The organism is Corallococcus sp. CA041A, from assembly GCF_003612075.1.
Taxonomy (GTDB): domain Bacteria; phylum Myxococcota; class Myxococcia; order Myxococcales; family Myxococcaceae; genus Corallococcus; species Corallococcus exiguus.
On sequence record NZ_RAWF01000077.1, the window covers coordinates 1 to 24,574 of the forward strand.

12 protein-coding genes are annotated in these 24,574 nt (G+C 72.2%); 9 read left to right on the top strand and 3 right to left on the bottom strand.

Annotation, left to right across the window (positions count from 1 at the left end):
- Window positions 1-775: isopenicillin N synthase family oxygenase (locus D7V77_RS15955; protein WP_147452072.1), on the top strand; the 775-nt coding region annotated here is incomplete at its 5' end.
- Between the two features lie 7 nt (window positions 776-782).
- On the opposite strand, the gene D7V77_RS15960 is transcribed toward D7V77_RS15955, so the two are convergent.
- The 3 genes from D7V77_RS15960 to D7V77_RS15970 form a co-directional block, all read right to left on the bottom strand.
- Window positions 783-1,424, bottom strand: coding sequence for an RNA polymerase sigma factor (locus tag D7V77_RS15960; protein ID WP_120577151.1), 642 nt, complete (start codon window positions 1,422-1,424; stop codon window positions 783-785).
- 89 nt (window positions 1,425-1,513) lie between these two features.
- Entirely contained in the window at window positions 1,514-1,990 is a 477-nt protein-coding gene (locus D7V77_RS15965; RefSeq protein WP_158624412.1) for a redoxin domain-containing protein, read from the bottom strand.
- The gene (locus D7V77_RS15970; RefSeq protein WP_120553475.1) at window positions 1,987-2,538 is read right to left on the bottom strand and encodes a carboxymuconolactone decarboxylase family protein; all 552 of its coding nucleotides are present in this window, start codon (window positions 2,536-2,538) and stop codon (window positions 1,987-1,989) included. Before D7V77_RS15970 ends, D7V77_RS15965 begins: the two co-directional genes overlap by 4 nt.
- 276 nt (window positions 2,539-2,814) lie before the next feature.
- Between D7V77_RS15970 and D7V77_RS15975 the strand changes: the two genes are divergently transcribed.
- The 8 genes from D7V77_RS15975 (at window position 2,815) to D7V77_RS16010 (ending at window position 24,571) form a co-directional block, all read left to right on the top strand.
- Window positions 2,815-3,390: a carboxymuconolactone decarboxylase family protein gene (locus tag D7V77_RS15975; RefSeq protein ID WP_126933717.1), complete on the top strand. Its 576-nt coding sequence runs from the start codon at window positions 2,815-2,817 to the stop codon at window positions 3,388-3,390.
- 202 nt (window positions 3,391-3,592) lie between these two features.
- Entirely contained in the window at window positions 3,593-9,142 is a 5,550-nt protein-coding gene (locus D7V77_RS15980) for a type I polyketide synthase (RefSeq protein ID WP_120577155.1), read from the top strand.
- Window positions 9,143-9,144: 2 nt separating this feature from the next.
- Window positions 9,145-12,168, top strand: a complete 3,024-nt coding sequence (locus D7V77_RS15985) for a type I polyketide synthase (RefSeq protein WP_120577156.1) — start codon at window positions 9,145-9,147, stop codon at window positions 12,166-12,168.
- On the top strand, window positions 12,165-20,219 hold the full coding sequence (locus tag D7V77_RS15990; RefSeq protein ID WP_120577157.1) for a non-ribosomal peptide synthetase/type I polyketide synthase: 8,055 nt from the start codon (window positions 12,165-12,167) through the stop codon (window positions 20,217-20,219). The genes D7V77_RS15985 and D7V77_RS15990 overlap by 4 nt, the downstream gene beginning before the upstream one ends.
- 50 nt (window positions 20,220-20,269) lie before the next feature.
- Window positions 20,270-21,220: a hypothetical protein gene (locus tag D7V77_RS15995; protein ID WP_120577158.1), complete on the top strand. Its 951-nt coding sequence runs from the start codon at window positions 20,270-20,272 to the stop codon at window positions 21,218-21,220.
- A gap of 86 nt (window positions 21,221-21,306) precedes the next feature.
- Window positions 21,307-22,605 carry a hypothetical protein gene (locus tag D7V77_RS16000; RefSeq protein ID WP_120577159.1) on the top strand — a complete coding sequence of 433 codons (1,299 nt, stop codon included), beginning with the start codon at window positions 21,307-21,309 and terminating at the stop codon, window positions 22,603-22,605.
- Entirely contained in the window at window positions 22,602-23,879 is a 1,278-nt protein-coding gene (locus D7V77_RS16005) for a hypothetical protein (RefSeq protein WP_233597012.1), read from the top strand. The genes D7V77_RS16000 and D7V77_RS16005 overlap by 4 nt, the downstream gene beginning before the upstream one ends.
- Window positions 23,876-24,571, top strand: a complete 696-nt coding sequence (locus D7V77_RS16010) for a c-type cytochrome (RefSeq protein WP_120577160.1) — start codon at window positions 23,876-23,878, stop codon at window positions 24,569-24,571. The genes D7V77_RS16005 and D7V77_RS16010 overlap by 4 nt, the downstream gene beginning before the upstream one ends.
- The last annotated feature ends 3 nt before the right edge of the window (window positions 24,572-24,574 follow it).

Here is a 24,574-nt window from a genome sequence, read left to right on the forward strand (position 1 = left end):
CTTCTTCCCCGTGGGCGGGGAGCTCACGTCGGGCCGGCCGGATCGCAAGGAGGGGTTGTATTTCGGCACGGAGCTGTCGCCGGACGACCCTCGCGTGCGCGCCGACACTCCGCTGCATGGACCCAACCTGTTCCCCCTTGAGCCGGACGGGCTGGGCGGCGCGGTGCTGGCGTACATGGCGGCGCTGACGTCGCTGGGACACGCGTTGATGTCCAGCATCGCGCTCAGCCTGGACCTGGAGGCGGACTTCTTCGCCGCTCGGTACATGGCGGATCCGACGGTGCTGTTCCGCATCTTCAACTACCCGCCGGGCCCGGAGGTGGACGCGCAAGGGCTGCCGGTGTGGGGCGTGGGCGAGCACACCGACTACGGCGTGCTCACCATCCTCAAGCAGGACGACGCGGGCGGGCTCCAGGTGAAGACGCGCCAGGACGGGCACACGCGGTGGGTGGACGCGCCGCCGGTGGAGGACGCGTTCGTGTGCAACATCGGCGACATGCTCGACCGGATGACGCGCGGTGTGTACCGCTCCACGCCGCATCGGGTGCTCAACCGCGCCGGCCGTGACCGGCTGTCGCTGCCGTTCTTCTTCGACCCCGACTGGACGGCGGAGATCGCGGCCATCGACTCACCCGCTTTGAAGGACGCGGGCGCGGACGACCACGCGGAGCGGTGGGACCGGCAGAGCGTGCACTCTTTCCGGGGCACGTACGGGGCCTACCTGCTCGGAAAGGTGGGGAAGGTGTTCCCCGACCTGCGCGCGGAAGTGCTGTAGCGCTCGCTCAGGACTGCCGGAGGCGCTGGTCGCTGGCGCTGTCCTGCAGGGACCGCGGCGCGGTCTCCGCGGCGGCCATGTCGGGCGGCCCCGGGTCCTTCATCGCCAGCACCAGGCACTCCCGCAGGCGCTGGCGCGCGCGGAACAGGAGGATGCGGGCGTTCTCCGGCGAGATCTCCAGCAGCGTGGAGACCTCCTCGCCCGGACACTCGTCCAGGAGCCGGAGGCGGATCACCGCCTGCTGCATCTGCGACAACTGCTGGACACAGCGCACCAGGCTCACCCGCGCCTCCGCCTCCGCCACCAGCGTGTCCGCTGAAGGCAGGTCGGAGGCCACCTCGGACAGTTCGATCTCGGTCGGCAGCGCCCGGCGCGCCAGCTTGCGCCGCTGATTCAGCGCGGCGTGGGCCACCAGCGTCGACAGAAGGCGCTCGACCTCGCTGGAGCGGGCCGACAGGGTCGTGGCCTCCGGCATCCGCAGGAAGGTGACGAAGGCGTCCTGGACGCAATCGAGCGCGTCCTCGGGAGGCAGACCCCGGCGCCTCGCGCTCGTCACCAGTCGCGCACGGTGCTGGTGGACGAGCAGGGTGATCCAGGAAAGGAACTGGGCGCGCTCGGTGGCGGCGTCCGGGGAGCTGTCATCAGGCATGGCTCCGCCATCCTAACCCCCTTCGGCGAAGGCCGCCGAAGGGGGAAGGCCGGAAGACCCGGATGACGCATGATGACTTGCGCCGTCGCCTAAGCCGGGCGGTGCGCCCCACGCGCGAGCGCGGTCATCAGCTCCTTCTCGTTGAAGCCCAGCGGCGGCAGGGCGGACTGCCTCCCGTAGACGACCTCTCGGGAGGGGGCCAGCAGCACGGTGCCGCTCGGTTGCAGCTTGCCCCAGAGGATCGGCTCCAGGCCCGCTTCCGCGTGCGTGCCCGTCCCGCTGGTCAGCACCGGCACCGGCACCCCCAGCCAGGTGGCCAGCTCCCGCGCCTCCTCGGGCCCATCCGGGATGACCGAGATCACCTTCGCCTGGTTCGCCGCGATGTCGCTCTGGCGCTTCGCCAGCGTCTTCAAGTGGTTGCGGCACACGGGACAGGCGGCGTTGCGGAGGAAGAACACCACCGCCGCCTCGCCGCCCATGGCCTCGCCCAGCCGCGTGGGCTTGCCTGCCCCGTCCCGCAACTCCAGGTCGGGAAAGCGGGCCCCGGGCTCGAAGGTCGCTGTCACGCGTGGATTCCGTCGATGACCGCCGCTGGGACCAGGTCCACGGGCGGGATGTCGATCTCCGTCTGGGCCAGGTGGTTGAGGTAGTTGCCGAAGGTGGTGGCGACGACCTGCGCCAGGATCTCCACCACGTCGCCGTCGGTCCAGCCCGCGGCACGCACCGCCGCCAGCTCCGCGTCCGTCACCGCGCCGCGCCGCGCCGCGATCTGACGGGAGAACTGGAGCGCCGCCTCCACCTTGGCGTCCGGCGCCTTGCCGGAGCGCGCCTGATCCAGCTCCTGATCAGAGAGGCCCGTCTTGCGGCCCAGCTGGGTGTGGTGCGAGACGCAGTAGCGGCAGCCCTGCGCGTTGCCCACCGCGAGCGCGATCTGCTCGCGGACGCGCGGCGTCAGCTGCCCCTGGCCCAGCGTCCCGTGCAGCGCGAAGAAAGCGCTCATCGCCGCGGGCGAATTGGCAAGCACCCGGACCGGCGGAGGCAGGTTGGCGCCCAGCTTCTCCTTGATGGGTTTGAGCGTGGCGTGCGAAGCGTCGACAAGGTTCAGACGGGACATTGAGAACTCCTGAGGCCGCATGATTGCGGCTTGCCAGTCATTAAGGTCGCGACCCCAGGCCGGCGTTACGCCGGACCTGTCGATTCTTCTCCGGGAATCGTAAGTCCATGAAATCACGTGTGATTTCTGGAGAAGTAATCATACATAAAATCCCCATAAATCAGGCGCGACGTGCGCAAGTGAAAATTGAAATGGATGTGTTTCTTTGTTGAAACGGATTTCTCGGGGTGGCATTGTCAACTGAATCCAACATTCCATTTTTGGGGAGGGTGAGTCTTGGGGCGACTGAGGATTCATACGATTGAGAGCGCGCCGGAGCAGTCCCGTCCGGTGCTGGCCGCGGTGGAGAAGTCCGCCGGTTTCCGTTCGAACCTGCTGGGGCTCATCGCGGAGTCGCCCGGCGTGACGCAGGCCTTCGCGCAGATGGGGCCGCTGCTGGCCCAGTCCTCCCTGGGCGCCGTGGAGCGCGAGGTGGTCATCATGACCATCGGCTGGGAGAACGACTGTTCGTACTGCATGGCCTTCCACAGCTTCTTGTGTCGCAAGCTCCAGGTTCCGGATGCGCTCGTGGCCGCGCTCCGGTCGGGGACGACGCTGCCGGATCCACGGCTGGAGCTGCTCGCGGAGTTCACCCGGACGGTGGTCCGTGAGAAGGGGACCGTGGGAGACGACCTCTGGAGCCGGTTCACGGCCCAGGGCTTCACGAGCGCCAACGCGCTCGACGTCATCCTGGCCCTCTCCCAGCAGGTGCTGGTGAACTACGCGAACCACCTGGGCGGCGTGGAGCTGGAGCCGGCGCTGAAGGAATTCGCGTGGACCCGCCCGTCCGGGGCGGCGGCGCGCCAGGCGTAGTGCTCGGGGGCCCCGGGCCAGGCCCCAGGGCTTCCTCCCAGACATCCGATGTTTCGCGCCCAGGCCCTTCGCGCTGGCGCGCGAGTCCGCGTTCGCGGTGACGGTCTTGTCGTGTCTTGAGTGGCTTCAGGCGCGGGTGGGGTCTGCCTTGCGCTGACGTGGAAACCGGGCCCTTGGGGAAGGGCTGACAGGGGGAAATGCCATGGGTGCGCCGACGAACTCTGATCCTGTGACGGACGCGTCCGTGCTGTCCGCGCTCAGGTCACACCTGCTGGAGGCATTGGCGCGCCGCAACGGCCTGTCGCCAGAGCAGATCGACTCCCGCCGGCCCTTCAGCCACTACGGGCTGGACTCGCTGGGCGCGGTGGCGCTCGGCCGGGCGCTGTCGGAGCTGGCCGGACGCGAGGTGTCTCCCACGGTCTTCTGGCGCCACCCCAGCGTGGACGCGCTCTTGCGGCACCTGTCCACGGGTGACGCGGACGCCACGGCTCACGTGGAGGCCGCCGGGCCTTCCGTGGCCCGCGACGAGCCGATCGCGGTGGTGGGCATGGCCTGCCGCCTTCCGGGCGCGGCGGACCTCACCGCGTTCTGGGAGCTGCTGCGCACCGGGCGCGACGCGGTGTCGGAGGTCCCCTCCGGGCGCTGGGCGGACGGGCGGCTGCAGCAGGCGGATCGCGGCGGGGGCAGCGCGCCGGTGCCGCGCCGCGCCGGGTTCCTGCCAGACATCGCGGGGTTCGATCCGCTGTTCTTCGGCATCTCCCCGCGCGAGGCGGCGGAGATGGATCCGCAGCAGCGCCTGTTCCTGGAGCTGGCGTGGGAGGCGCTCGAGGACGCTGGCATCGTCCCGCGCGAGCTGCACGCGACGGCGACGGGCGTGTTCGTCGGCGCCATCTGGCGTGACTACGCGGAGCTGGGCGGCGCGGAGCCGGGGCGCATCACGCCGCACACGGCCACCGGGCAGGCGCTCAACATGATCGCCAACCGGCTGTCGTACGTGCTGGGCCTCCAGGGGCCCAGCCTCGTCCTCGACACGGCGTGCTCGTCGTCACTGGTGGCGGTCCACCTGGCCTGCCAGAGCCTGTGGGCGGGGGAGAGCACCACGGCCATCGTCGGCGGCGTCAGCGTGATGGCCTCGCCGCACACCATGGTGGCGCTGTCCCGCTTCGGAGGCCTGTCGCCGGACGGCGTGTGCAAGGCCTTCGACGCGAGCGCGGACGGCTTCGGGCGCGGAGAGGGCGGGGGCGTGGTGGTCCTCAAGCCACTCTCCGCCGCGCTCGCCGCTGGCGACACCATCCGCTGCGTCATCCGCGCCACGGGCAGCAACAACGATGGGCCGAGCAATGGCCTCACGGCGCCCAACCCGGAGGCCCAGGAGAAGCTGCTGCGGCAGGTCCACGCGCGCTCGGGCGTGGCGCCCGGCGCGGTGGGCTACGTGGAGACGCACGGCACGGGGACGGCGCTGGGAGACCCCATTGAAGCGGGCGCGCTCGGGGCCGTGTTCGCGAAGGCGCGCGGGGAGGGCCCGCCGCTGGTCATCGGCTCGGTGAAGACCAACATCGGCCACCTGGAGGGGGCCGCGGGCATCGCCGGCTTCCTCAAGGCCTGCCTGTGCGTCGAGCAGCGCACGGTGGTGCCCAGCCTCCACTTCACGCGGCCCAACCCGCTCATCCCCTTCGAGGAACTCCGGCTGGAGGTCTCGCGTGAGACCCGCGCGTGGCCGGTGCAGGACGGGTTGGCCGTGGCGGGTGTCAGCGCGTTCGGCTGGGGCGGCACCAACGCCCACGTCGTGCTCCAGGAGGCCCCGCCATCGCGGCTCGCCTGGGTGGGGCTGGCGGCGTCCGGAACCGAGGCCCTGAAGGCCGAGGCCCGCCGCGCGCTCGACGCCCTGCGGACCGGGGTGCCGCTCGACGCGCTCCACGCGGTGCTGGCGCCGGAGGCTTCCGGCCCGGAGCGGCTCACCGTGTGCGTGCGCACCCGGGGCGAGCTGGTGGCGCGCTTGAGCGGGTTCCTGGACGGCGTGGCGGGGACGGTGACGCTGGGGACGGCGCCTGGCCGGCCTCCGAAGGTGGCCTTCGTCTGCGCTCCGCAGGGCGGCCAGTGGGTGGGCATGGGCCGGCGCATGCTGCTCACGGAGGACGCCTTCCGCGCGGCCTTCGAGCGCGTGGACGCGGCCCTGGCGGTCCACTCCGGCCAGTCGCTCCGGGAGGAGCTGTTCAAGGCGGAGGGCATTGCCCGCTACGACGACGTGGACGTGGTGCAGCCGCTCCTCTTCGCGTTCCAGGTGGCCCTGGCGGAGCAGTGGCGCGCCTGGGGCATCACCCCGGACGTCGTCGTGGGGCACAGCCTGGGGGAGATCGCCGCCGCGCACATCGCGGGCATCCTCGACCTGGAGGAGGCGGCGCTCGTCATCCACCACTACAGCCGCCTGCAGAAGCTGCTGGCGGACCGGGGCGGCATGGCCGTGGTCAACCTGCCGCCCGACGCGCTGACCGGGCTCCTGGAGGCCACGGGTGGGGCGGTGGTGCTGGCCGGCCACAACGGCCCCCGGTCCACCGTGCTGTCCGGAGACCCGGCCGCGCTCGACGCGCTCCTCGCGGAGCTCAAGCGCCGCAAGGAGCTGTGCGCGCGGATCCGCGTGAACGTCGCCGCGCACAGCCCGCAGATCGACGAGATCCTCCCGGAACTGGAGACGGTGCTCGCCGGGCTCCGTCCGAAGCCCGCGCGCCTGCCGATGATCTCCACCGCGCTGCGGCGGCGGATGGAGGGGCCGGAGGTGGACGGGCGCTACTTCGGCCAGAACCTTCGCACGCCGGTGTGGCTTGCCCCGGTGCTCGCGTCGCTGGTGGCCGACGGCGTGGACGCGCTGGTGGAGCTCAGCCCGCACCCCGTGCTGGTGGGAGCCCTGCAGCAGGCCGCCGAGGGCCGGCAGCCGCCCCCTGTCGTCCTGCCGTCCACCACGCGGGACGAGGACGAGCGGCTGTCCCTGTACGAAGCGCGCGCCACGCTGTTCCGTCTGGGATGCGCGGGGGCGGCCATCCCCGCCACCCGCGATGCGCTGGTGCCGCTGTCCGCCCATACCCCGCAGGCGCTCCGGGAGCTGGCGGCGCGCGTGGCCGGGACGCTTCGCCACGCGCCCTGGACGCAGGTGCAGGACGTCGCCGCCACGGCCGCGCTGCGCCGGACGCACCACGCGGAGCGACTGGCGGTGGTCGCGCGCGGAGGGGAGGACCTGGCCCAGGCGCTGGATGCGTTCGCCCGGGGCGAGCCCCATGAGCGGCTGGTGACTCCGGCGCTCGCGAAGGCGCCCTCGGTGGTGTTCGTCTTCCCGGGGCAGGGCTCGCAGTGGCACGGAATGGCCCGGCAGCTCTTGCGCGACGAGCCGGCGTTTCGCGCGGAGCTCGGGCGGTGCGACGCCGCCATCCACGCGCTCACCGGCTGGTCCGTGCTGGAGGAACTGGAGGCGTCCGAGGCCGCGTCGCGGATGGCCCGGGTGGACGTGGTGCAGCCGGTGCTCTTCGCCGTGGAGGTGGCGTTGGCCGCGCTCTGGCGCTCGTGGGGCGTGCGGCCGAAGGCGGTCATCGGCCACAGCATGGGCGAGGTCGCGGCGGCGTATGTCGCGGGCGCGCTGAACCTGGCGGACGCCGCGCGGATCATCTGCCGCCGCAGTCAGCTGCTCCGCCGGGTGAGCGGACAGGGCGCGATGCTCGCCGCGGAGCTGACGCTGGACGAGGCCCGGGAGGTCCTGCGCGGCCACGAGGCGCAGGTCGCCGTGGCCGTGAGCAACAGCTCCCGCTCCACCGTGCTGTCGGGCCAGCCACAGGCGCTGGAGGTCATCTCCCAGGCGCTCCAGGCCCGCGGCGTCTTCTGGCGCTGGGTCAAGGTGGATGTCGCCTCCCACAGCCCGCAGATGGACGCGCTGAAGGGCGAGCTGCTGGAGGTGCTGGCGGGCGTGCAGCCCTCGCCGTCGGCGGTGCCCATCCACTCCACGGTCCTGGACGCGGTGACGGACGGCCGCGACTTCGACGCGGGCTACTGGGTGCGCAACCTGCGCGACCCCGTCCTCTTCGCCTCGGCGGTCCGGCGCGCGCGCGAGGCGGGACACGACGTCTTCATCGAGATGAGCCCGCATCCCATCCTGCTGCCCGCCGTGGAGCAGGAGCTGGCGGACGTGGACCAGCCGGGCGAGGTGCTGCCGTCGCTGCGGCGCAACGAGTCCGAGCGCGAGACGCTGCTGCGCTCCGTGGCGGCGCTCTACACGCGAGGCCTGGAGCCTGTCTGGAGCGCCGTCACCCGCGCGGGGCGCCCCGGCGTGCCGCTGCCTTCCTACCCCTGGCAGCGCGAGCGCTTCTGGCTGGACGCGGCGCCCGCGGTCCGTGCCCCCGTCGCCGCCAGCCGTCCGAGCGGTGAGGGGCTCCTGGGCAGCCACTTCCCGTCCGCCTTGGAGCCGCGGCTGCACCACTGGCAGGCCGAGTGGGGCGCGGACGTGTCCGGCTTCCTCGCCGACCACCGCGTGGGCGGTGACGCCGTGGTTCCCGGCGCCGTCTTCCTGTCCATGGCGCTGGGTGCCGCGAAGGAGGCGTTGGGGGCCGCGCCCGTGGCGCTGAGGGACATCGCCTTCCCGCAGCCGCTGATATTGGGCTCCGAGCCCGCGCCGCGCGTGCAGACCGTGCTCTCCGTGCGCGACGCTCAGCGCGAGCTCCAGGTGTTCTCCCAGGGCGAGGGCCGCACGTGGGTGCCGCACGCTCGGGCCCTGGTGGACTCGGGGCCGGCGGCGGCGGTGGGCCGGGAGCGGGCGCAGGAGGCGCTGGCGCTCCGGGACTCGCTGCGCGGCTCCGCGGCGATGCTGCTGGACTCCGTGCGGTACTACGAACTGCTGGCGGGCTGCGGGCTGGAGTACCGCGCCGCCTTCCGTGGCGTGGACTGCGTCTGGTCCCGCGAGGCGCAGGCGCTGGGGCGCATCCTTCCGCCCGCGGCCTCCGTGGACCCGGAGCTGGCGCGGGTGGCCTGCATCGACTCCGCGCTCCAGCTCTCCATCGCCACGCTGCCGCCCAGCCTGGTGTTCCGGGGACGGCAGCTCATCAGCGTCGGGGTGGACGGGTTCGCGCTCCACCGCCTCCCGGAGGGCGCCTTCCACGTCCACGCGCAGCGCCGTCCGGGCGGTGAGGGCCCGGTGTTCCTGGTGGACGTGGTGGCGTTCACCGACGCGGGCGAGCCCCTGTTCCACGTCGACGGGCTGAAGGTCCGCGTGCTCGACGTGGCGCGGCCCGCCGTTGCCCGGACTGACGAGGCCCGCCCGGCCGCTGCTTCGTCCCGGACGCTGTTCGACGAGCTGGGCGCGCTGGAGCCCTCGCGGCGGCGGTCCCGCGCCGAGGACGAGCTGCGGCAGGTGGTGGCCACGGTGCTCAAGCTGGCCCCGGCGCGCGTCCCCGTGGACCAGCCGCTGCGCACCCTGGGCATGGACTCCGTCATGTCGCTGGAGCTGCGCAACCGCATCGAGGCGCGCACCGGCATCCGGCTCTCCGCCACCGCGCTCTGGAATCACCCCACGGTGGAGGCGCTGACGGGGTTCGTCCTGAGCCAGGCCTCGTCCGCCCCAGCGGCCCGGTCCACGCCCGCGCGCGTCGTCCCGCCAGCGCCCGTGCCCGCCGCACCCGCCGTTCCCGCCGACGCGGCATTGCCTTCCGACCTGGAGCTCGAGCGGCTGTTGGAGGCCGAACTCGTCCAGGTCCACCAGCTCATCAAGGAGTCCTGACCATGACGGCCCCACTGCCCACCGCGAATGATCCCACGCTGCTCAAGCGCAGCCTCGACGCGCTGAAGGACCTCCGGGCCCGGTTCGAGGCCCTGGAGTCCCGGGGCCGGGAGCCCATCGCCATCATCGGCCTGGGGTGCCGCATCCCGGGGGGCGGGGAGACCCCGGAGACCCTCTGGAAGATGCTGCGCGGCAAGGTGGACGCCGTCAGCGAGGTGCCCGCGGACCGCTGGGACCTGTCGCGCTACTACGACGCGGACGTGGCCACGCCGGGGCGGATGCACATGCGCTACGGCGCGTTCCTGGACGCGCCCGACCGCTTCGACCCTTACTTCTTCGGCATCTCGCCCCGTGAAGCGGAGCAGATGGATCCGCAGCAGCGCCTCTTCCTGGAGGTGGCGTGGCACGCGCTGGAGGACGCGGGCCTGAGCGCGAAGGCGCTCGCGGGCACGGACACCGGCGTCTTCGTGGGCGCCAACGGGAACGACTACCTCCAGCTCCAACTCTCAGAGCCGCAGGTGCTGGGCACGTACTCGCTGGTGGGCGGCACCAACTGCATCATCCCCAACCGGCTGTCGTACCTGCTGGACCTGCGCGGGCCGAGCATGGCCTTCGACACGGCCTGCTCCTCGTCGCTCGTCGCGGTCCACCAGGCCTGCCAGAGCCTGCGCCACGGGGAGAGCTCCACCGCCATCGTGGGCGGGCTCAACCTGCTGCTGTCGCCCGTGGTGTCGGTGGCGCACTCCAAGGGCCTGCCGCTGGCGCCGGATGGGCGCTGCAAGACGTTCGACTCGCGCGCGGATGGCTACGTCCGCGGCGAGGGCTGCGGCGTCGTGGTGCTCAAGCGCCTGTCGGACGCGCTCGCGGCCGGGGATCCGGTGTGGGCCGTCATCCACGGCTCGGCCGTCAACCAGGACGGGCTCAGCAACGGCCTCACGGCCCCCAACGGCGGGGCCCAGCGGGCCGTCATCCGCAAGGCGCTGGAGCGCGCGCGGCTCACCGGCTCGGAGGTGGGGCTCGTCGAGGCGCACGGGACGGGCACGTCGTTGGGCGACCCCATCGAGGTGGAGGCCCTCTCCGAAATCTACGGCGCCGCGGAGGGCGAGCGGCGGCCCTGCGCGCTCGGCTCCATCAAGACGAACATCGGGCACCTGGAGGCGGGCGCCGGCATCGTCGGCATCCTCAAGGTCGCGCTGTCGCTCAAGCACGGCGTCATCCCGGCGAACCTGCACTTCCAGGCGCTCAACCCGCACATCTCGCTGGATGGCACGCGCCTCTACGTGCCCACGGAGTCGACGCCGTGGACGGATCCGGCGGAGCGCCGCTACGGCGCGGTCAGCTCGTTCGGCGCGGGCGGCACCAACGCGCACGTCGTGCTGGGCACCCTGGAGTCCGCGCGCCCCGAGGCCGCCGCACGGCCCTCCGTGTCTGGCGCGGAGCGCTCCCACCTGCTGGTGCTCTCCGCCCGCAGCCGCAAGGCGCTGTCGAACGTGGCCCGGCGTCTGGCGGACCACCTGACCAGCGGCGCCGGCCAGCATGAAACGCTGGAGGACGTCTGCGCCACGGCCGCGCTGCGCCGGACGCACCACGACCACCGGGTGGGGCTCGTCGTCCGCACCCGCGAGGACGCACTCCAGCAACTGCGCGCGCTCCAGCAGGACGTCCGGCCCCCGGGCGCATGGACGGGCACCTCCGGAAGGCCGGGACGCCCGGTGTTCCTCTTCCCCGCGGAGCCCCGGCTGTCAGGGGCCCGGCTCGCGGCGCTGGGCCGCGACTGTCCGGTGTTCGCCCAGGCCCTGGAGCGCTGTCGCGGCGCGCTCCAGCTGGGGCAGGGCGCGGACGGGGTGGGTGAGCACTTCGCCGTGCAGGTGGCGCTCGCGGAGCTGTGGCGCTCGTGGGGCGTCGAGCCGGGCGCGGTGCTCGGGCAGGGAGTGGGGGAGATCGCCGCGGCCCACGTCGCGGGAGCGCTGTCGCTGGAGGACGCCGCGCGCGTCGCCCGTGAGTGCGGCGCCCTGCTGGCGAAGGGAGACGCGGCGGCCGGAGCGCTGACCGCGTCGCTCGCGGGACTGACGCCCCGGCTCACGGCGGTGCCCCTGTACTCGGCGGACGGGACGGTGCTGGACGGCGAGTCCCTGGGCGCTGGCGCCTGGACGCGGTGCCTGCGCCGTCCCGCGCAGGTGTTGCCGGGCATCGAGGAGTCGCTGCGCGCGGGCCACGTGCTCTTCGTGGAGCTGGGCGCGGAGCCGGTGCTGACCGCGCCGGTGGAGGAGGCCGCCGCGCGCCAGGGACTGACGGACGTGCTGGCGGTGTCCTGTCTCCGTGGGAGCCAGGATGCGCTGGGGGCGCTGCTGACGTCCGTGGCGGCGCTCCACGCGGCGGGTCTGGGCCTGCTCCTGGAGCGGCTGCTCGCGCCCCACGGGCACTTCCTCCGCCTGCCGACCTATCCCTTCGAGCGCGAGTCCTTCTGGTTCAAGGAGCGGCCCGTCACGATGCTCGCGTCGGTGCGCTCCACCAGCCTGGAGCTGCCCCGCGCGGCGGTGCGTGACACGCCCCCGGAACCCGTCCGGCGTCCCACGGAAGTCCGCGCCCCGGCCTCGCCGCAGCTGGCCGGCTGGGCGGAGCTGCCGGAGCGCGAGCGCGCCACGAAGCTGCGGAGCCTGGTGCACGCGGAGGTGGCGCGCATCCTGAAGTTCGACGCCGCCCGGCTCGACCCCAAGGGTGGCTTCTTCCAGATGGGCATGGACTCCGTGATGGCCGGACAGCTGCGCAACCGGCTGGAGCAGCAGCTGGGACGCAAGTTCGCCGTGACCGTCATCTTCGAGAACCCCACCGTGGAGCGGCTGTCCCGGCAGCTGGGCACGTTCGTCACGCCACCCCCGGCACCCGCCACCCCGCCGCGTGAGCCGCAGCCCCTGGCGTCCCTGGGCCTGTCCCCGGCGACGGGAGGCGGCACTGACAGCATCGCCGACCTCCTGGCGCGGGAACTCGAAGAGACCTCCTCCATCTCCAGCAAGGACCTGTCATGAGCACCCCGCCGGTTTCCACCGAAGCGTCCAACCGCGACGAACTGCTCCAGCGTGCCCTGGAGCGCATCCGTGAGTTCCGCGGGAAGCTCGACGCCGTCGAGTCCCAGCGCTCGGAGCCCATCGCCGTGGTCGGCATGTCCTGCCGCCTGCCGGGCGGCAATGACGACCCCTCCACGCTGTGGCGCTTCCTGCGCTCTGGAGGCGACGGCATCCGCACCTTCCCCCAGGAGCGCGGCGCCGCGGCGACCCCGGACGGACAGCTCTTCAAGGGCGGGTTCCTGGATCAGGTCGACCGGTTCGACGCGGGCGTGTTCGGCATCTCCCCGCGCGAGGCCGCGACGTTGGATCCCCAGCAGCGCCTGTTCCTGGAGGTGAGCTGGGAGGCCCTGGAGAACGCGGCGCAGCCCTTCGACAAGCTCGAGGGGAGCATGGCCGGCGTGTTCGTGGGCATCACCAACTATGACTACTGCCAGAAGCTGATGCAGGAGACGCCCATTGATCAGCTGGACGCCTACTGCCTCACCAGCAACGCGTCCACGTTCGCGGCCGGGCGCCTGTCGTACTGGCTGGGCCTGCGCGGTCCCAGCCTGTCCGTGGACACGGCCTGTTCATCTTCCGCCGTCGCCCTGCACCAGGCATGTCAAAGCTTGCGCGCGGGGGAGTGTTCGCTAGCACTGGCGGGCGGCGTCAACGTGCTGCTGTCGCCGGAGTGGTTCGTGGTGCTGTCGCGCGCGGGCATGCTGTCGCCGGACGGCTACTGCAAGACGTTCGACCGCGACGCCAACGGCTACACCCGCGGCGAGGGCTGTGTCGTCTTCGTGCTCAAGCGCCTGTCGGACGCGGTGGCGGCGAAGGACCACATCCACGCGCTGATCCGGGGCTCGTGCGTCAACCAGGATGGCCGCAGCGGCGGGCTCACGGTGCCCAACCCCGCGGCGCAGCAGGACGTCATCCGCGGTGCGCTCAAGGCCGCGCGCGTGGGGGCGGACCGCGTCAGCTATGTGGAGACGCATGGCACGGGGACGCCGCTCGGCGACCCGATAGAGGTCCGCGCGCTGGGCGCGGCGCTGGGCGAGGGTCGCGCGGAAGGCGACCGCATCCACATCGGGTCCATCAAGGCCAACATCGGGCACCTGGAGCCGGCGGCGGGGGCCGCGGGCCTCATGAAGGTCATCCTCGCGCTCCAGAACGAGGAGCTGCCGCCCCAGGTCCAGTTCCGGGAGCTGAACCCGGAGATCGACCTGGAGGCGCTGCCGGTGGCCATCTCCACCCGGCCGGAGGCGTGGCCGCGCGCGGAGCGTCCGCGCATCGCGGGGGTGAGCTCGTTCGGCGCGAGCGGCACCAACGCCCACCTGGTGGTGGAGGAGGCCCCGGCCGTGGTGCGCCCGGCGCGGGCCTTCGAGCCCGGCACGCAGCTCTTCACCCTGTCCGCGCGCAGTCCGGCGGTGCTGGCGCGGCTGGCGGGCCGGCACGCGTTGCATCTGGCGGCGAAGCGCGACCTGCTCCTGGAAGACGTGTGCTTCAGCGTGAACACCGGCCGGGCCCGGTTCGCGGAGCGCGTGGCGCTGCCCGTGGACGACCTGGAGTCGCTCCAGCACGCGCTGTCCGCCATCGCGGCGGGGGAGCTGCCGGCGGGTGCGTCCCTGGGCCGCGCGCAGGTGGGGCAGGGGCCGAAGGTGGCCTTCCTCTTCACCGGCCAGGGCAGCCAGTTCCCGGGCATGGCGGTGGAGTTGCACGCCTCGCAGCCGGTGTTCCGGCAGGCGTTGGACCGCTGCGCGGAGGCGCTGAAGTCCCACTGGGACGTGCCGCTGCTCACGCTCCTGCGCGGGGAGGGCTTCACGGCGGGGCTGTTGGATCAGACCCGCTACACCCAGGCCGCGCTCTTCTCCGTGGAGTACGCGCTCGCCATGCTCTGGCGCAGCTGGGGCGTCGTGCCTGCCGCGGTGCTGGGCCACAGCGTGGGTGAGTACGTCGCGGCCTGCGTCGCGGGCGTCTTCGAGCCCGAGGCGGCCGTGGCGCTGCTCGCCGTGCGCGGCGCGCTCATGCAGGCGCTCCCGGCGGCGGGCGCGATGGCGTCCGTCTTCGCCAGCGAGGCCGAGGTGCGGGCGGCGTTGGAGGGGAAGGCCGACCGCGTGTCCGTGGCCGCGGTGAACGCGCCGGACAACATCGTCATCTCCGGCCAGGTGGACGCCGTGGAGCAGGTGCTCCAGGCGCTGATGGCGCAGGGTCACAAGCACAAGCGCATCAACGTCTCGCAGGCGTTCCACTCGCCGCTGCTGGATCCGATGCTGGACGCGCTGGAGCAGGCCGCGTCCGGGCTCACGTTCCATGAGCCGTCCCTCCCGCTCATCTCCAATCTGACGGGCCGGCCCGTGGACGCCGGCACGCTGGGGCCGCGCTACTTCCGCGACCACGCCCGCGAGGCCGTGCGCTTCCAGGCCAGCATGGAGTGGCTGTTCGAGAACGGCTTCGACACCTTCGTGGAGGTGGGCCCCGCGCCCCACCTCATCGGCATGGTGAAGCGCTACGCGCCCGCGGGGGACCGCGCCTTCTTGCCCTCGATGCGCAAGGGGCTGTCCGCCCAGCGCTCCATGCTGGAGAGCGCTGGAGCCCTGTACACGCGCGGCGCCGACCTGGAGTGGGACCACCTGCACGCGGGGCTCGAGCCGCGCCGGGTCCCGCTGCCGACGTACACCTTCGACCGGAAGCGGTACTGGTACGCCGCCCCCGCGCCCGGTACCGCGGCCCGGTCCTCGGCCCCGGTGCGGGAGGAGACCGCTTCGACGACGCTGCTGGGGAACCGGCTGCCGTCGCCGCTGCCCGCGGCGCAGTTCCGCGTGCGGTACGACGCGGCCCAGCACCCGTGCCTGGCGGACTGCCGGATGGGCGGGATGCGGGTGGTGAACGTGGGCGTCTTCCTGGAGGCCGCGCTCCAGTCCTGGCACGCGCTGACGCCGGGAGCCGGAGCCTGCCGCGTGGAGGGCCTGTCGGTCCGGCGCGGGCTCCTCATGGACGACGACGAGACGCGCGTCGCGCACCTGGTGGTGGAGCCACCGGACGCGAAGGGCGAGCGTGGCTTCGCGCTCCACAGCCTGCCGCCGGGGGCCTCGGAGGACTCCAGCGCCTGGGCGGTGCACGTGGAGGGACGGCTCGCGGAGGCCCAGGAAGAGAAGGGGCTGGAGTCCGCGGACGCCATCCTCGCGCGCTGCGGGCAGACGCTGGACGGCGCGGAGTTCTACGCGCGCATGGAGAAGCGCCAGCTGGTGCTCGGGCACTCGGCGCGGTGGATCGAGCAGGTCCGCTTCCGTGAGGGCGAGGCGCTCGCGACGATGCGCGCGCCCGACGCGAAGGAGGCGGAGGGCTACCGCGTCCACCCGGGCCTGGTGGACGCGCTCTTCCAGGCGGTCTTCGCGTGCCTGCCGGGCAACGTGCCCGAGGACGCCATCTACATGATCGTCGAGGTCGCCCGCTTCGTCGTCGGTCCCGCCACCCCGGCGGCCGCGACCCGGGCCCACGTGCGGCTGCGCCCCTGGAAGGACGGGGACACGACGATTGTCGCGGACGTGGACGTGGCGGACGCGCAGGGCCGCGTCTTCCTGCGCGCCGAAGGAGCGCTGCTCAAGCGCACGACGGTCCAGGCGCTCCAGAAGGTGACGCGCGCGGAAGTCACGCCGTCGGCGAGCGCCGCGCGCCCTGCTTCGTCGGGCCTGCGGGACGTGCTCGCGCGCCTGCCGGTGGCGCAGCGCACGCCCCGGCTCGTGGAGTGGCTGCGTTCCCAGGTCGCCGTCATCCTGCGCGCGTCCGCCGCGGACGTGGACGTGGACGCGCCGCTGGCGCACGCGGGCTTCGACTCGCTGATGGCGCTGGAACTCAAGAGCGCGGTCGCCAACGAGCTGAACGTGGCGTTGTCGCTCGGCGGGCTCCTGGCGGGCGCGAGCCTCAAGGCCCTTTGCTCGGAGATCCTCGGTCAGCTGTCGCTGGAGGCGCCTCCCGCGAGCAGCGCGGCGGAGCCGGCGCGGACCGCGAGCGCGGAGCCGGCCCCGGTGGAGGTGCTCGTGCATGACGGGGAAGGGCGCCACCAGCCCTTCGGCATGACGGACCTCCAGCAGGCGTACCTGCTGGGCCGCACCCGCTCCTTCGAGCTGGGCGGCGTGTCCACCTACTTCTTCCTGGAGGTGGACCTGCTGGGCGTGGACCTGGAGCGGCTGGGCTCGAGCCTGGACGTCGTCATCCAGCGCCACGACATGCTGCGCGCGGTGGTGACGCCGGACGGGCAGCAGCGGGTGCTGCCCACGGTGCCGTCCTTCGTCATCCGCACGGTGGACCTGCGGGGCCAGGACGCGTCCCAGGTCGAGCGCGCGCTCGCGGCGCTGCGCACGGAGATGGCCACCCAGGTCTTCCAGACGGACCGCTTCCCGCTGTTCGACGTCCGGGCCACGCGGCTGGACGGCGAGCGCACGCGGCTGCACCTGGGCTTCGACGCCCTGGTGGTGGATGCGTGGAGCACGTCGCTGCTCTTCAAGGAATGGTCCGCCGTGTACCGCGAGGGCGCCGGGGCGCTGCGGCCCATCGACATCACCTTCCGCGACTACGTGCTGGGCGTGCAGGCGCTGGAGTCTGGCCCCGCGTACGCCGCCGCGGAGAAGTACTGGCTCGACCGCGTCCCCAAGCTGCCGCCCGCGCCGGAGCTCCCCATGGCCCGCCACCCGGGCACGCTGGAGCTGCCGCGCTTCACGCACCGCTCGTTCCGGCTGCCCAAGGCGCAGTGGGCGCGCTTCAAGGAGCTGGCGCGCGAGGCGGGCGTCACGCCCTCCATGGTGATGTGCGCGGCCTACTCGGAGGTCCTGGCCACCTGGGGCCGCAGCCGCGCCTTCACGCTCAACGTGCTGTTCTTCAACCGAGTGCCGCTGCACCCGCATGTGGACCGGGTGCTCGGCAACTTCAGCGCCACCACGCTGCTGGAGGTGCAGGTGGAGCGCGCGGAGTCCATCGCCTCGCGGGCGCAGCGGCTCCAGCAGCAGCTGTGGAACGACCTGGACCACGCGTCGTTCAGCGGCGTGCGCGTGCTGCGTGAGCTCAACCGCCGCGACGGCGACATGCGGCGCGCCCGCATGCCCGTCGTCTACGCGAGCACCATCAACTTCCACTCGCGCGAAGGCGACGCCGCTCCGGCCGGCCTGGCCCAGCACCTGCTCACCATGGGCACGGGCGGCGAGGAGATCCACAGCAGCATCCGCACGCCCCAGGTGTTCCTGGACCACCAGGTGGTGGAGGACGGCGGTGGACTCGTCCTCAACTGGGACGTGGTGGAGGAGCTGTTCCCGGCGGGGATGATCGATGCCATGTTCCAGGCCTACTCGGGCCTGGTGACGCGGCTGGCGGCGGAGCCCGCCGCATGGACGGAGCGCACCCGGCTGCTGGTGCCTCCGGAGCAACTGGACGTCCGCCGGGAGGCCAACGCGACGGCCGCACCCGTGGCGCAGGGCCTGATGCACGAGCCGTTCGTGAGGGCCGCCGCGCTCCAGCCGGACCAGCCCGCGGTCATCACCTCGCGCCGCACGCTCACCTATGGCGAACTGGACGCCGCCTCCAACCGCGTCGCGCACTGGCTGCGCGAGCAGGGGGCCCGGCCCAACGCGCTCGTGGCCCTGGTGATGGAGAAGGGCTGGGAGCAGGTCGTCGCCGCGCTGGGCGTCCTCAAGTCCGGCGCCGCGTATGTGCCCATTGACTCGCACCTGCCTCCGGCGCGCCTGCGCTACCTCCTGGAGAACACGGGAGCCCGGCAGGTGCTCACCCAGTCCTGGCTCAAGCTGGAGCTTTCGGGCGTGGACCCCAGCGCGGTGCTGGCCATCGACGGGCCGGAGGCGCAGCGGCCGTCCGCGGACGCGCTGCCGAGCGTGCAGCGTCCGGACGACCTGGCCTACGTCATCTACACGTCCGGCTCCACGGGGCACCCCAAGGGCGTGATGATTGAACACCGGTCGGCGCTCAACACGCTGCTGGACGTCAACACACGCTACGGCGTCGGCGCGGACAGCCGGGGCTTCGCGCTGTCCGCGATGAACTTCGACCTGTCGGTGTGGGACGTCTTCGGCCTGCTGGCCGCGGGTGGCGCGCTGGTCATCCCGGAGCCCGGCGAGCTGCGCGAGCCCGGCCGCTGGCTGCACCTGGTGCGCGAGCACCGCGTGACGGTGTGGAACAGCGTCCCGGCGCTGATGGAGATGATGGCCGACCACCTGGCGGGCCTGGGCGAGACGTGGCCTCAGCTGAAGACGGTGATGATGAGCGGCGACTGGATCCCGGTGTCGCTGCCGGAGCGCATCCACGCCGTGGCGCCGAATGCCGCCGTCTACAGCATGGGCGGCGCCACCGAGGCGGCCATCTGGTCCATCGTGTACCCCATTGGCGACGTGGACCCCACCTGGCCCAGCATCCCCTACGGCAAGGCGATGCTGAACCAGCAGATGCTGGTGCTCGACGACGCGCTGATGCCGTGCCCCACCTGGGTGTCGGGGCAGATCTTCATCGGCGGAGTGGGCGTCGCGCGCGGCTACTGGCGGGACGAGGAGAAGACCCGCGGAAGCTTCATCCGCCACCCGCTGACGGGCGAGCGGCTGTACCGCACGGGAGACCTGGGCCGCTTCCTGCCGTCCGGCGACATCGAGTTCCTGGGCCGCGAGGACTTCCAGGTCAAGGTCCAGGGCTTCCGCATCGAGCTGGGCGAGATTGAAAACGCGCTGCTCCAGCACCCGGGCGTGCGCGCCGCCGTCGCGTCCGCCGTGGGAGAGAAGCGGGGCAACAAGCGGCTCGTGGCCTACGTGGTGCTGGACGCGGAGGCGCCCCCGGCGCTGGACGCGCTGCGCGACGCGCTGCGGACGAAGCTGCCGGAGTACATGGTGCCGCAGACCTTCGTGACGCTGGACTCGCTGCCGCTCAGCGCGAACGGGAAGGTGGACCGCGGCGCGCTGCCGGCCCTGGAGGGCACGCAGCAGCCGAAGCAGACCGGCGTCAAGGTGCCGCCGCGCACCGGGCTGGAGAAGACGCTGGCCGGCCTCTGGGAAGGGCTCTTGCCGGGGCCCGTGGGCGTCCACGACAACTTCTTCGAGGTGGGCGGCAACTCGCTGCTCGCGGTGCGGCTGATGGCGCGGCTGCGCCAGGAGCTGGGCCGGGAGCTGCCGCTGGCGACCCTCTTCGAGATGCCCACCATCGCGCTGCTCGCCGAGTCCCTGGCCGGGCCGGAAGCGCCGCGGCGCGAGGGGCGTGGCGCGCTGGTGCCCATCCAGCCCGCGGGCACGCGGCCTCCGCTCTTCCTCGTGCACCCGGTGGGAGGCAGCGTCCTCTGCTACGCGGAGCTGGCGCGGAAGCTGGGGACGGATCAGCCCGTCTTCGGGATCCAGGTGCCGCCCGGCGCGCCGGCCCGGTCCATCGAGGCCATGGCCGCCGCGTACCTGGAGGCGCTGCGCGACGTGCAGCCGCGCGGCCCGTATCACCTGGGCGGGTGGTCCATGGGCGGCGTCGTCGCCTACGAGATGGCGCGCCAGCTCCAGGCGGCGGGGGACACCGTCTCCACGCTCGCGCTCATCGACGTGCTCGTCCCGCCAGCGGGGCAGGGCGGGGACGCCATGGACGAGGCGGCGCTGATGGCGCGCTTCGCCGAGGACCTGGGCGCCCTGTCGGCCCGCCGCGTCTCGGTGGATGCCGGCGCGCTGCGGGCCCTGCCCGCGGACGCGGTGCTGGAGCGCGTGGTGGAGGACCTGCGGGCGCAGGAGGCCATCGCTCCGGAGCTCGACCGCGCGACGCTGGGGGCGCACGCGGAGGTGTTCAAGGCGAACATGCGCGCCCTCACCGCGTACCAGGCCCGGCCCTACGCCGGCCGCGTCTGGTTCTGCCGGGGCGCGCAGCCCGGAGGCGCCTCGCGGCAGAACGCGGAGGCGTGGCTGCGGCTCACCTCGGGTGGCCAGCTCGTGGAGCTGGAAGGCAATCACTACACCCTGTTCAGCCACGGGCTCGACGCGCTCGTGGGCTCGCTGTCGTCCGCCCTGCGCGCCTGAGCCAGGGCTTCTGCTTCGTTCATCTCGTTTCGTTCACAAGGAGTGCAACCGTGTTTCATCGTCTGAGTCCGTGGATCCTGGGTGCGGCCCTGCTGGGCATGGCCGGCTGTTCCGATGAAGGGGAGACCGTCGACGCCTGTGTCGACAACAAGGTCCAGAAGGTCTCCGAGAAGGAGCTGTCCAAGCGGTTGAAGGACGGCGCGTACCGCGGCACGTGCGACCTGATGGAGAACCGCGTGTCGTTTGGCGACGGTTACGTGCAGTCCATCATCCACAAGAACGCGGACGGCTCCGTGAAGGCCATTGGCGTCACCGTGGATCAGGCCGCCATGGACACGCTGCCCATGCTGCCCCACCTGCCGACGAACGACGGGCAGACGTGCTGGGACATGAACAACGACGGCGTGACGGACCCGGAGAAGGAGTGCAACGGCGGCCACGAGCGCGTGCTCTGGTTCCCCAAGATGAAGGACGTCCCCTTCCAGTGGATCATGTTCAACTGGCAGGGCCGGGGCCACGGCCCCATCGGCGCGTTCGACAAGGGGCACTTCGACCTGCACTTCTTCATGCAGGACTTCGTGACGCGTAACTTCATCCGCACCGGTCCGTGCGGCGTCTACACGGACTGCAACGACTACGCGAAGGCCATCAAGGATCCGCCGGCGCCCTTCTACCCGACGGGCTTCGAGAACCAGAAGGGCGTGTCCGCGCGCATGGGCAACCACCTGGCGGACATCGCCGAGTCGCCCTTCAACGGCGAGCCCTTCACGCAGGCGTTCGTCTACGGCGCCTACGACGGCCACATCACGTACTTCGAGACCGTCGTCGAGGGCGGCTTCGCCAAGAGCAAGCCCGCCGAGGACTGCCGCCCCATCAAGGCGCCTCCGGCGATGGAGGTCTCCGGCCTCTACCCGACGCGCTACTGCTTCCGGTATCGCGAGGACAAGAAGGACTACCTGATGACGCTCGAGGACTTCGAGTACCGCAACGCGCCCAACTAAGCGTTTCCCCCACGCGAGCGGCCGTGCCCCGGAGCGGATCCGGTGCGCGGCCGCTCGTTGTTTCCTCGCCGCGCTGGAGCCTCACCGTGAAGAAGACATCCATCCTCCTGTCCTGGAGGCTGCCGCTGCTCCTGTCGTTGTGGGCGGCTCCGGCCGGGGCGCACTGGGGCATGCCCGACGAGGCGAGCAGCATCAGCGTGCGCCGCGGGCACGAGGACGACTGGATCATGGGTGACGCTTCCGGCGCGCTCATCTCCCGCGATCAGGGGACGACCTGGCGGTGGATCTGCCCTGAGGGCATGGGCATCGCCATCTGGCGTCCGGAGCGCTACTTCTGGCTGTCTGGCGGGGCCATCATGGCCGCCACGGGGAGCGCGCTGATCCGCTCCGAGGACAGCGGCTGCTCGTGGGCGCCGCATACCTATTTCAAAGACACGTGGGTCACCGGGTTGGCGGTGCACCCGACGGACGAGCGGTACCTGTACGTCAGCACGGGGCGGCCGTCCCTGAACAACGGGCTGTACCGCTCCGAGGACGGCGGGGAGTCCTGGGTCCAGGCGCTGGCGCCGACGCCGGGCTCCCGCTACTCCGCCATCCGCATCGCCGCGTCGGATCCGCTGCGCCTCTACGCGTCGGGCCAGGACGCGGAAGGCCAGTTCCTGGCGCGCAGCGATGACGGCGGGCGCGTCTGGACGCGGCTGCCCCAGCCGCTCACCGCGTTGAAGCTCCCGTATGACCTGGTGCTGCTGCGAGTGAGCGACGCGTCACCGGACGTGCTGTGGGCGAAGATCTCCGCCCAGGGGCGCGACTGGCTGCTCAAGAGCACGGACGGTGGCGTCACGCTGACGTCGGTGATGGATACCTACGAGCGCATCTCCAGCGTGGAAGCGTCCCCGGACGGGCGCACGGTCTGGGTCTCCACGACGACCCGCCTCTTCCGTGGGCAGGATGACGGGTCCTTCACGGAGCTCGCGGAGCCGAACGGGAACGCGTGCGCGCTGAAGCGGAACGGGACGCTCTATGGCTGTGGTTCGGGCTGGACGGGCGGCTGGGCGTTGGCGAAGAGCGCGGACGAGGGCACGACCTGGGAGCCGATGTTCAAGCTCGGCGACGTGCAGGGCGCGCACCTGTGTCCCGCCGCGACGCCCGTGCAGCAGCGCTGCCCGGCCCTGTGGCCGCAGCTGGCGCAGCTCTACGGCGCGGCTCCGGACGGGGGCGTGGGGCCCACGCAGGACGCCGGCCCTTCCGAGCAGCCCGTGGCGCCAGCGTCCCCGGATGGCTGCGCCGCGTCGCCGGGCCTGGTGCCGGGCGCGCTCCTGGTGCTCGCGACGGTGTGGGGGCGCCGTTCCCGAAGGGACGCGCTGGCGCGGAGCCGCCGGTCATGACGGCCTCACTGCCTTGGACGAAGCGCGCTGTCGGGGCGCGGTCCTGGCTGCTGCTTACCCTGTCGGTGGGCGTGCTCGGGGCCTGTGGTGAGACGGACACGGGACCGCTCCAGGTGCCGGAGCTGGAGTACGGCGTCGAAGCGCCGTGGCCGGTGTCCGCGCCGCTGCCGCCCGTGGGGCCCGCCGGACGGCTGATCATCACCAACAACCTGGAGGACACCCTCAGCCTGTTGGACCTGGACGGGATGGAGTCTCCCACCTGGGGCGAGCTGGCGCGCGTCCCGGTGGGGCTCAACCCGGTGGAGCTGGAGGGGCCGCACCACTCGGTCGTCTCGCCGGAGGGTGACTTCTATTACGTGGGCATCTCCAACTATGTGCCCGGCTCCGGCTCCGGACCGCACGGGACGCATGGTTCGGGGAAGGCGGATGGTTACTGCCTCAAGCTGGACGCGGCCACTCACGCCGTCGTGGGCTCCGCGCGCGTGGATCCCAACCCGGGCGACGTCATCCTCAGCGCGGACGGGCGGACGCTTTTCCAGACGCACTTCGACCTGCTGAAGATCGCGGAGGTGGCGCGGCGGGGAGGCACGGAGGCGGAGATGGATTCACGCATGGCCATCCTCGACGCGCGGACGATGACTCGCACGGCGATGGTGCCCGTCTGTCCCGCGCCCCACGCCGTACGCCTGTCACCGGATGGGCGCCGTGCCTACGTCGCCTGCTGGTCGGACGAGGTGGCCATCGTGGACCTGGAGCAGGCGGACCGCCCGGTGCGCCGCGTGAAGGTGGCGGCCAACACCGGCACGGCCGTGCGGCCCCTTCACCAGCCCTACGCGCTCACGGTGTCGCCCACGACAGGGGCGGTGTGGGTCAGCTCGCTCGCGAGCCGCGCGGTGCAGTACCTGGATCCGGAGACGCTCACGATGGAGCCTCAGCGCACGGTGTGGCTGCAGGGCGCGCCGATGTTCGGTGCCTTCACGTCCGACGGGCGCACGCTCTACATGCCGTACCAGTCGGTGGACTCCATCGCCATCATCGACGCAGCCGATCCGGAGGCGGTGCCTGGGGAGATTCCGCTGGCGCCCAGCGGCTGCCTCAACGTGCACCAGTTGATGCTGACGCCGGATGAGCGCCATGCGCTCGTGGTCTGCGAGGGCGACCACGTGGGGCCGGGCACGCTCCACGTCGTGTCGCTGGAGGAGCGGCGGGTGGTGAAGACGGTCCAGGTGGGGCTCTTCCCGGACTCGGTGGCGCTGCTTCGGAGCCGGCCATGAGGTGGCTCTGGGTGCTGGGCGCGCTGCTGGCGGGCTGTGGCGGCGCGACGCCCGCGGCGGAGTTCGGTGAGACGTTGTTCCAGGACGCCCGGTTGTCGGACAGCCAGTTCAACAGCTTCTCCTGCGCGACCTGCCACGCCACGAGCGCCAAGCCTGATCCGGACCGGATGCTCGCGGGCTACCCGCTGGAGAACGCGGCGTTCCGCGAGACGTGGTGGGGCGGCTACGAGACGGACCTGCTGAGCGCGGTGAACTTCTGCTACCTGGGCTTCATGCGCGGCGTGTCCCCCCTCACGCGGGAGGATCCCAAGGCGCGGGCGCTGTACGAATACCTGGTGCGGATCAGCCCGGACGCGGACGCACCCGCGCTGCCCTTCACGGTGGTGAAGGACATCCAGGACGTGCCGGCTGGTGATGCTGGAAGGGGAGGCGCCGTGTACCGCGCCGCCTGCCAGACGTGCCATGGGGCAACGCACACAGGGGAGGGGCGGCTGACGACGTTCGCGTCGGTGTTGCCGGAGGTGACGGAGGACTACGACGCGCTCTTCCCCGGCATTCCCCGGCGGCTGGTGGTCATCGAGAAGCTGCGTCATGGCAGCTTCTTCGGCGTCGGCGGCACCATGCCGCTCTACAGCCGGGAGGCCCTGTCGGACGAGGACCTGGCGGCGGTGCTCACCTTCCTGGGGTTGTGAGCG

Bases quoted from the DNA above. Each gene is read 5' to 3' on its own strand.
- D7V77_RS16010 (WP_120577160.1), top strand. From the start codon at position 23,876: ATGAGGTGGCTCTGGGTGCTGGGCGCGCTGCTGGCGGGCTGTGGCGGC.
- D7V77_RS15980 (WP_120577155.1), top strand. From the start codon at position 3,593: ATGGGTGCGCCGACGAACTCTGATCCTGTGACGGACGCGTCCGTGCTG.
- D7V77_RS15970 (WP_120553475.1), bottom strand. From the start codon at position 2,538: ATGTCCCGTCTGAACCTTGTCGACGCTTCGCACGCCACGCTCAAACCC.
- D7V77_RS15985 (WP_120577156.1), top strand. From the start codon at position 9,145: ATGACGGCCCCACTGCCCACCGCGAATGATCCCACGCTGCTCAAGCGC.
- D7V77_RS15960 (WP_120577151.1), bottom strand. From the start codon at position 1,424: ATGCCTGATGACAGCTCCCCGGACGCCGCCACCGAGCGCGCCCAGTTC.
- D7V77_RS16005 (WP_233597012.1), top strand. From the start codon at position 22,602: ATGACGGCCTCACTGCCTTGGACGAAGCGCGCTGTCGGGGCGCGGTCC.
- D7V77_RS15990 (WP_120577157.1), top strand. From the start codon at position 12,165: ATGAGCACCCCGCCGGTTTCCACCGAAGCGTCCAACCGCGACGAACTG.